At 55.4% G+C, this 7,196-nt stretch carries 6 protein-coding genes and 2 pseudogenes; 4 read left to right on the forward strand and 4 right to left on the reverse strand.

Annotation, left to right across the window (positions count from 1 at the left end):
* Position 1: 1 nt before the first annotated feature.
* On the reverse strand, positions 2 to 1,297 hold the full coding sequence (locus PEL8287_RS03405) for an adenylosuccinate synthase (protein WP_085890918.1): 1,296 nt from the start codon (positions 1,295 to 1,297) through the stop codon (positions 2 to 4).
* A 145-nt stretch (positions 1,298 to 1,442) separates the two neighbouring features.
* Here PEL8287_RS03405 and PEL8287_RS03410 point away from each other — a divergent pair, with 145 nt between their 5' ends.
* Positions 1,443 to 1,838 carry a DUF6524 family protein gene (locus PEL8287_RS03410; RefSeq protein ID WP_085890919.1) on the forward strand — a complete coding sequence of 132 codons (396 nt, stop codon included), beginning with the start codon at positions 1,443 to 1,445 and terminating at the stop codon, positions 1,836 to 1,838.
* A 100-nt stretch (positions 1,839 to 1,938) separates the two neighbouring features.
* Positions 1,939 to 2,303 (forward strand): annotated as a pseudogene (locus PEL8287_RS03415) (DDE-type integrase/transposase/recombinase); the annotation flags it as partial.
* A gap of 46 nt (positions 2,304 to 2,349) precedes the next feature.
* On the opposite strand, the pseudogene PEL8287_RS20245 reads toward PEL8287_RS03415, so the two are convergent.
* Positions 2,350 to 2,574: pseudogene (locus PEL8287_RS20245) on the reverse strand (IS6 family transposase); the annotation flags it as partial.
* Between the two features lie 154 nt (positions 2,575 to 2,728).
* Here PEL8287_RS20245 and PEL8287_RS03420 point away from each other — a divergent pair.
* Positions 2,729 to 4,147 carry an MATE family efflux transporter gene (locus PEL8287_RS03420; protein ID WP_085890920.1) on the forward strand — a complete coding sequence of 473 codons (1,419 nt, stop codon included), beginning with the start codon at positions 2,729 to 2,731 and terminating at the stop codon, positions 4,145 to 4,147.
* 304 nt (positions 4,148 to 4,451) lie between these two features.
* On the forward strand, positions 4,452 to 5,084 hold the full coding sequence (locus tag PEL8287_RS03425; protein ID WP_085890921.1) for a cyclic nucleotide-binding domain-containing protein: 633 nt from the start codon (positions 4,452 to 4,454) through the stop codon (positions 5,082 to 5,084).
* A gap of 609 nt (positions 5,085 to 5,693) precedes the next feature.
* Here PEL8287_RS03425 and PEL8287_RS03430 read toward each other — a convergent pair.
* Complete coding sequence (locus tag PEL8287_RS03430; protein WP_503167645.1) at positions 5,694 to 6,032, reverse strand: hypothetical protein; 339 nt, start codon at positions 6,030 to 6,032, stop codon at positions 5,694 to 5,696.
* A gap of 122 nt (positions 6,033 to 6,154) precedes the next feature.
* The coding region (locus PEL8287_RS03435) for an Ig-like domain-containing protein (RefSeq protein ID WP_139837675.1) at positions 6,155 to 7,196 on the reverse strand (1,042 nt) is incomplete at its 5' end.

Here is a 7,196-nt window from a genome sequence, read left to right on the forward strand (position 1 = left end):
ATCAATCCGCAAACGGGTCGGTGACAAGGATCGTATCCTCGCGCTCGGGCGAGGTCGACACCATGGCCACCGGGCAATCAATCAGCTCTTCCACGCGGCGCACATATTTGATCGCGTTGGCAGGCAAATCTGCCCAACTGCGCGCGCCCTCGGTCGATTCCGACCACCCCGGCAGTTCTTCATAAACCGGTGTGCAACGCGCCTGTTGATCGGCCGCTGTCGGCAGATAGTCCAGGCGCTTGCCGTCCAGATCGTAGCCGACACAGACCTTCAGCACCTCGAATCCGTCCAGCACATCCAGCTTGGTCAAAGCAATGCCATTGACACCACTGGTGGCGCAGGTCTGACGTAACAGGCAGGCATCGAACCAGCCGCAGCGGCGCTTGCGCCCGGTGACGGTGCCGAATTCGCGGCCACGCGTGCCCAGGCGGTTGCCATCCTCGTCATCCAGCTCGGTCGGGAACGGGCCTTCGCCGACGCGGGTGGTATAGGCCTTGACGATGCCCAGCACAAAATCGATTGCGCCGGGGCCAAGGCCGCTGCCAGTCGCCGCCTGCCCGGCAATGACATTCGACGATGTCACAAAGGGATAGGTGCCAAAATCAATGTCCAGCAGCGCCCCCTGCGCACCCTCGAACAAAATCCGTTTCCCTGCTTTGCGCTTTTCGTTCAGTACCTTCCACACAGGGGCGGCGTATTGCAGGATCTGGGGCGCTATCTCGCGCAGTTGTGCCAGCAGCGCATCGCGGTTCACCGGCTCGATTCCCAGTCCCTTGCGCAGCGGGTCATGATGCTGCAACGCGCGGTCAACCCGGGCCTCAAGCGTGGCGTCATCCGCCAGATCCGCCACCCGAACCGAGCGGCGGCCCACCTTATCTTCATACGCCGGGCCAATACCGCGGCCTGTGGTGCCGATCTTGGTGCCTTTGCTGGCTGCCTCTTCGCGGGCACGGTCCAATTCACCATGAATGGGCAGGATCAGCGGCGTATTTTCGGCGATCATCAGCGTCTCGGGCGAGATGTCGACCCCCTGCTCGCGGATCGACGCGATCTCGGTCACCAGATGCCAGGGGTCCAGCACCACGCCGTTGCCAATCACGCTCAGCTTGCCGCCGCGCACCACACCCGAAGGCAGCGCGTTCAGTTTGTAAACCTTGCCGTCAATCACCAGCGTATGGCCCGCGTTGTGGCCGCCCTGAAACCGCGCGATCACATCGGCGCGTTCCGACAGCCAGTCAACGATCTTGCCTTTTCCCTCGTCACCCCACTGGGCGCCTACGACGACGACATTTGCCATGCTGGTCCTCTTGATTATCCAGATAAAACCCGCGCCCGTATACCTATCTGTGCGAGGCTGGGAAACCTCTAAATCGCCGCAGGCTCTGGACAGTACCTGCTACTTGGGCAATCCATACGGACACAAGCGGTCACGGAGAGGTGTCATGGGATTCGTATTGCGCTGGCTGGTGGCCTTTGGATTGCTGTCGGCGACATTCAATCCAACCGAGTTGAACTATACCCGCTGGGCGCAAAACAATTTCAGCGATCAGATGCCGCTGGCTGTGCTGCTGGGGCTTTTGCTGCTGGTCGGCTACATCATCTACCTGCGCGCGACGCTACGCTCGATCGGTGGCTTTGGCATGGGGCTGATACTGGCAATTGTCGCGGCTGTGCTGTGGGTGCTCTACGATTACGGCATCCTGAGCCTTGAGAATCGTTCTCTCAATGTCTGGCTGGGCCTTCTGGCGCTCTCGTCTGTTCTAGGCATCGGCCTCAGCTGGAGCCACGTACGCCGCAAAATTTCCGGTCAGGCGGATATGGATGACGTGGATGAATAAATGCTGATTAACCTGGGGTTAAATACCTGGCTGGCTGTTCCTGAAGAGATTTAGTTCAAAAACCTATCGCAACGGCCTCACGGGATAGCCACTTCACTAGCGTTGGCATTCAAGCTTGGCGATCCGGGCATTGAAGATGGCGATTGGGTTCAGGTCGCCTCCCAAAGTCTGAATCCATCACACCGGTCGTGGCAGCCAATACTGTTCTATTGATTATCAGAAGATCCTGCCTCAGCACGGGTTCAAGGCATCCATGACCGGCAAGGGCAATTGCTATGATGATGCGGCTGTCGAGATCTTCTTCAAGACCATAAAAGTTGAGTTGATCTGGCGATGGTCATGGGAAACACGACGGAAGGCTGAGATGGCAATCTCGAATACATCAATGGCTTTTACAATCCGAGGCGACGTCATTCAGCCCTGGGCCGGAAAAGTCCTGCCGCTTTCGAACGAAAGGTGGCTTAAACGAGCACTTGGGGCGGCACAAAAACGGGACAGATCCAAACCTGTTCGATTTCATCCCCGCTACCCGGTATTTTCGGCTCCCGGATGCGAACATCTGGCTGAACCGACGCCTCCAATATCTCACAGCGTCACAGCTGACTTCGATGCCGCGTTTATGCAACAAATTCTCGACATTGCGAAGTGATAGTTGAAACCGGACGTACAACATCACAGCCACGCGAATGATCCCGGGGCGGGTTTTGAAACGCCTAAAAAAGGAGCATTTTGTCATTATAGCAAGGTTACGAAGCCACCCTGCCCGCCTCAATGCCGTTTTCTCGGACAAGACCGACTAATTCTTGTACACTGGCTTAGTGCAATGGAGAATTCTGCGACTCCAGAACACTTGCACAGCCGATGGTCGGCACAACTATGAGAGATTTGAGATGACGACCAAGAAAAATGCCGTGTTTACCACTGGCAGCATCATGCGTCACGTGTCGGTGTCATCTTTCACGGCTAGCATCGGCCTGATGGCGATCTATGCGGTCGATCTGATCGACCTGATATTCATTTCGATGCTCGGGTACGAGGAGATGGCCGCCGCTGCTGGCTATGCCAGCGCCCTTATGTTCTTTACCAGCGCTATCAATATCGGCCTATCGGTAGCTGCAGGTGTCTTGGTATCACGGTCAATCGGTGAGGACGACGAGCAAGAGGCCCGTGAATATGCCACAAGCACGGCGATGTTTGTTGTGTTTACCGGGCTCGCTATACCATTTGTTTTATTGTTGAATATTCAATTTTTTGTAGGACTTCTCGGGGCTACGGGTGAGGTGGCCGAACTGGCCGCAACCTATCTTTGGATAGTCATCCCATTTACGTGGGTATCGGGACTGTCCATGGTCGCGGTAACGGCGCTACGTTGTTATGGTGAGAACAGGCTAGCGATGTACCCATCGCTTTTGGGGGCGGTGACCAACGCCGTACTTGACCCTATCTTGATCTTCGGTTTGGACATGGGCCTGCAGGGTGCTGCCTGGGCAACGGTTGCAGCAAGGTTCGTTACGCTCGGCTTTGCATTTTATCCGGCGTTGCGCCGGCACAAGGCTTTTGTTTACCCACGAGCAAGGTTGCTCTGGCGAGATTTTCAGACGGTTTCACACTTCGCCGTTAGGGCTGTATTAGCTACCGTGGCCACGCCAATCGGCACTGCGATCGTTACCCGTGAAATGTCGAAATTTGGCCCTGAGGCAGTCGCCGGCATGGCGGTGATCGGAAGGATGACCCCGGTTGCATTCTCAGTAATTTGGGCACTCTCGGGCACCATCGGGCCGATCATCGGCCAGAATTTTGGCGCAGGCAATATGGATAGGGTCAAAAGAGCTTATGTCGACGCTCTTAAGTTTGTTGCGATCTATGTGATGTCCATCACCATGTTATTGCTGGTTTTCCGTGGCCAGATCGCCGAGTTGTTCGGTGCCGAGAACTTAACGAAATCACTGATTTTCCTCTACTGTTTTCCGGTGGCACTTTCATCGTTCTTCAGTGGCGCAATATTCGTCGCCAGCGCCTCGTTTAATACGCTGGGCCGCCCATCTTATTCGACGTGGTTGGGCTGGGGGCAGAACACGCTAGGCACTTGGCCCTTTGTGGTCACTGGCGGTATGTTGCTGGGTGCGCATGGGGTTCTGATCGGACAGGCACTTGGAAGCGTCGTCTTTGCATCAATCGCGATTTGGATGGGCTGGCGGTTGATCAAAAACCCACCGCAGGACAACCTATGGCATCGCCATCATCACCCCCTGTTTGGCCACGGCAGCCTTATCGCGTATACTCTAAACAAGCACGCGGGGGGCAAATGATCCTCACCAAGAGGCAAAAACCCTGTCGCCAAATCTCCCCCTTGTTGCGCTCGTTTGGCGCAGGGGCCGAACAGGATATGCTATTCAAAGAACGCCTATTTCTTTTCTGACACTAGGTCTCGTGCCAAGCTGGTCTCTAAAGCAGGTAAAAGCTTGCAGCATGCCTGCTCACCGATGTGAAACTCTTTTGTTAACTCGTCCTCGACCTGTATAGTCCCTAACGGAAGCGGCAACAGCACTGCAGTGCCTTACCCACTTCATGAATTGGATCCTGGCTCGATGGGCTCATTAGGAAAATAAGCCAATGGAACTAATCACTGCGCACTACATCATTGAGGCCGTTGGCTGGCTCGCTGTCCTGTTGAAAGTGGCCACTCTCTCAATGCATTCAATGATCCGGCTTCGGATGCTCGCAATGGTGTCGTCTGTCTGCTTCATCATCTATAGTGGCGTGCTTCAGATCTGGCCGCTTCTGGCGATTGAAATCACCTTGCTATCCATAAACGCCTTTCACCTCTACCAATTCATCGCACTGCGCAGATTGGTGACAGATTTGACCGACGACTCGAAACCTGATTTCTCCGCCGCTATGACCTACGGCCAAAAAAGTGTCATCAAGGCGGGCGATGTCATTTTCAAAAAGGGCGATCCGGTGGACAGCCTTTATTACTTGGCTGAGGGTCGCGTTGAAGTCGAGGATCAGCATGTATATGTGGACGCGGGGAAGATTTTCGGCGAGATGGCTTTCTTTAACAGCAATGCCGCGCGGTCAGCGACGGTTCGTTGCCTGGAGGATGCGATTGTCTATGAACTCAACGAGAAACGCTTTACGCGATTGCAATATGAAGACCCCGAATTCGCCATGGCCGTGATGCGCTTGGTCACCAGGCGGCTCGTGGCGAACGCCGCGCACCCGCAGGAGGCTCACTCCGAGTAATGCCGAGTGGAGAGCCCTTACCCAGGCAAGACGTTTGCGCTTTGCAATAGAGCCATGAGAGAGGCAGGGCTGACATCCCTGTCCATGACGCGATGCCCTGTCACGCCGCATGCCTGGCTGCCGATCCGAAAATATCGTACGGAATGGCGATTTCCCAATACAAATCAATGCTGCGAAACCTCCCGGTTCGTTTCAAGTGGCACCTTCTGCAAGAGAGTCATCCGACGGGCCGGAGAATGGCCCGAGATAGCTGGTACGGTGATGACCTTGGAAGACGTGGCAATAGAGGTGCGCCACCCAGTGTTTGCCATCCATTGTCTGCTCCAAATGCCGAAACGCCGGTCAGATGAGCGGTTGTACCTCCCGCCAAAAGAAATTCAGAAACGGTTACATCAGTCCCATGGATGAATTGTATCCAGGCTTTTCCGCAAAAACTGTTTCCACGAACTAGTGATAAAGCCCGCAGCGATTGCGGTGGACGAAAGGATCGGCAATCTGGCCCATACGGTCCTCGGCCTGCACCAAAGCGGGTTCACTTTCGGTGCACGCCTAAAACGGATCATCCGGCGTGGGAAAGCAGGTGTATTCAATGGCCTGGGCAATCCGCTCTTAGTCAATCAGGTCGGAATTCAAAAAGCGGTGACGGGCATAAATCTTGCCGCGGTAAATGTGGTGCGAGGCGAGAAAGGCATCGGGCGCACCGCGAAGCGGGCAAATCCGGTCGGCTGCCTCGTTGATCACACCGTCATTGTCGGTATCGCCAACGCGGAAGCCACGGGACAAACCGATGTCATGGACCAAAAGCGCCACGATGTAACGCAACCAATCCTCCGGTTGCATGGCGCGGGTAACAAGTTGTTCGCGGATGGTTTTCTGACCACCCAGCGTGCTCATCATCCTATGTTCAGCATTTGCTAAAGTGCGCCGGAATTGCTCAGACGCACCAATAGCATGCGCGTGCTACCACTCAAAAAAAGTGGCGTGCTCAGATTTCCGCCCCGAAAAAATATTGCCGGTAAGTCTTGGCAAGGTGATCTCCGCAACTCTCGCTGAAATGACGCTCGTCCACGTCAAACAACTGGAAGCGAAACCGAAACATCATCGTCAATTGCCAACGTCGCCAGCACATTACTAGACCCATCGACGAACTCGTAAACGTCAAAATCGTTAACACCGTCATTGACGGAATCACTAAACGACCATGTTCCGGCAGGATCACCCGCCAAATTCACCGTGTCACTACTGTCTCCGTAGATCGTCGCGCTCTCTGCTGCACTCTTTCCCAGAAGTTGCTCCAACAGGGTGTCGGATTTGGAAGAAAGCCCAATTACATCCTGAAAAGTAACATTGAGTGTTTCGCTGGATGTATTTTCCAAATCAATTGCCTCGATGTCGCTGCCTTTTAAAGTAGGAAGCAGATCAGAGCCGACGTTGCTGCCGGCAGCCACAACCAAAACGTCGCGACCAACATCACCGTTATATACATCATCTGAACCACCCCACTCCAGACGGTCATCGCCCTGACCGCCATTGAGCGAGTTCACGCCGGAACCACCTGAAAGAAAATCATCGCCTGAACCACCCTCTAGCGTATCATTCCCCTCGCCTCCGAAAATTGTGTCATCGCCTGCCGCACCCTTGATAAGGTCATTGCCGCCCAAGCCATTTATTTGGTCTGCGCTGGCGCCGCCCAACAGTCGATCATCCCCTTCGGTGCCGTTGACGATATCCGGATCGTCCTTACCCGAGTTTTCCTTCACCGGCGTTACCGTGACTGTCACCGTGGCCGTATCGCTGCCGCCCTGGCCGTCCGAGACCGTGTAGCCGATCGTGTCGGTCCCGTTGAAATCGGCATCCGGGGAATAGCTCAGCGTACCATCCGCATTGATCAGCACCGTGCCGTTCTGCGCCGTTGCCTGGGTCACGCTCAGCGTATCACCGTCAACATCGCTGTCATTGTCCAGAACCGCGATCTGCACATTGCTGTCCTCGGCCGTGACAGCGCTGTCGTCCTGCGCCACCGGCGCGTCGTTCACCGCGCCCACGTTGACTGTCACCGTGGCCGTATCGCTGCCGCCCTGGCCGTCCGAGACCGTGTAGCCGATCGTGTCG

This window comes from Roseovarius litorisediminis (assembly GCF_900172295.1).
In the GTDB taxonomy this organism is placed as follows: Bacteria; Pseudomonadota; Alphaproteobacteria; order Rhodobacterales; family Rhodobacteraceae; genus Roseovarius; species Roseovarius litorisediminis.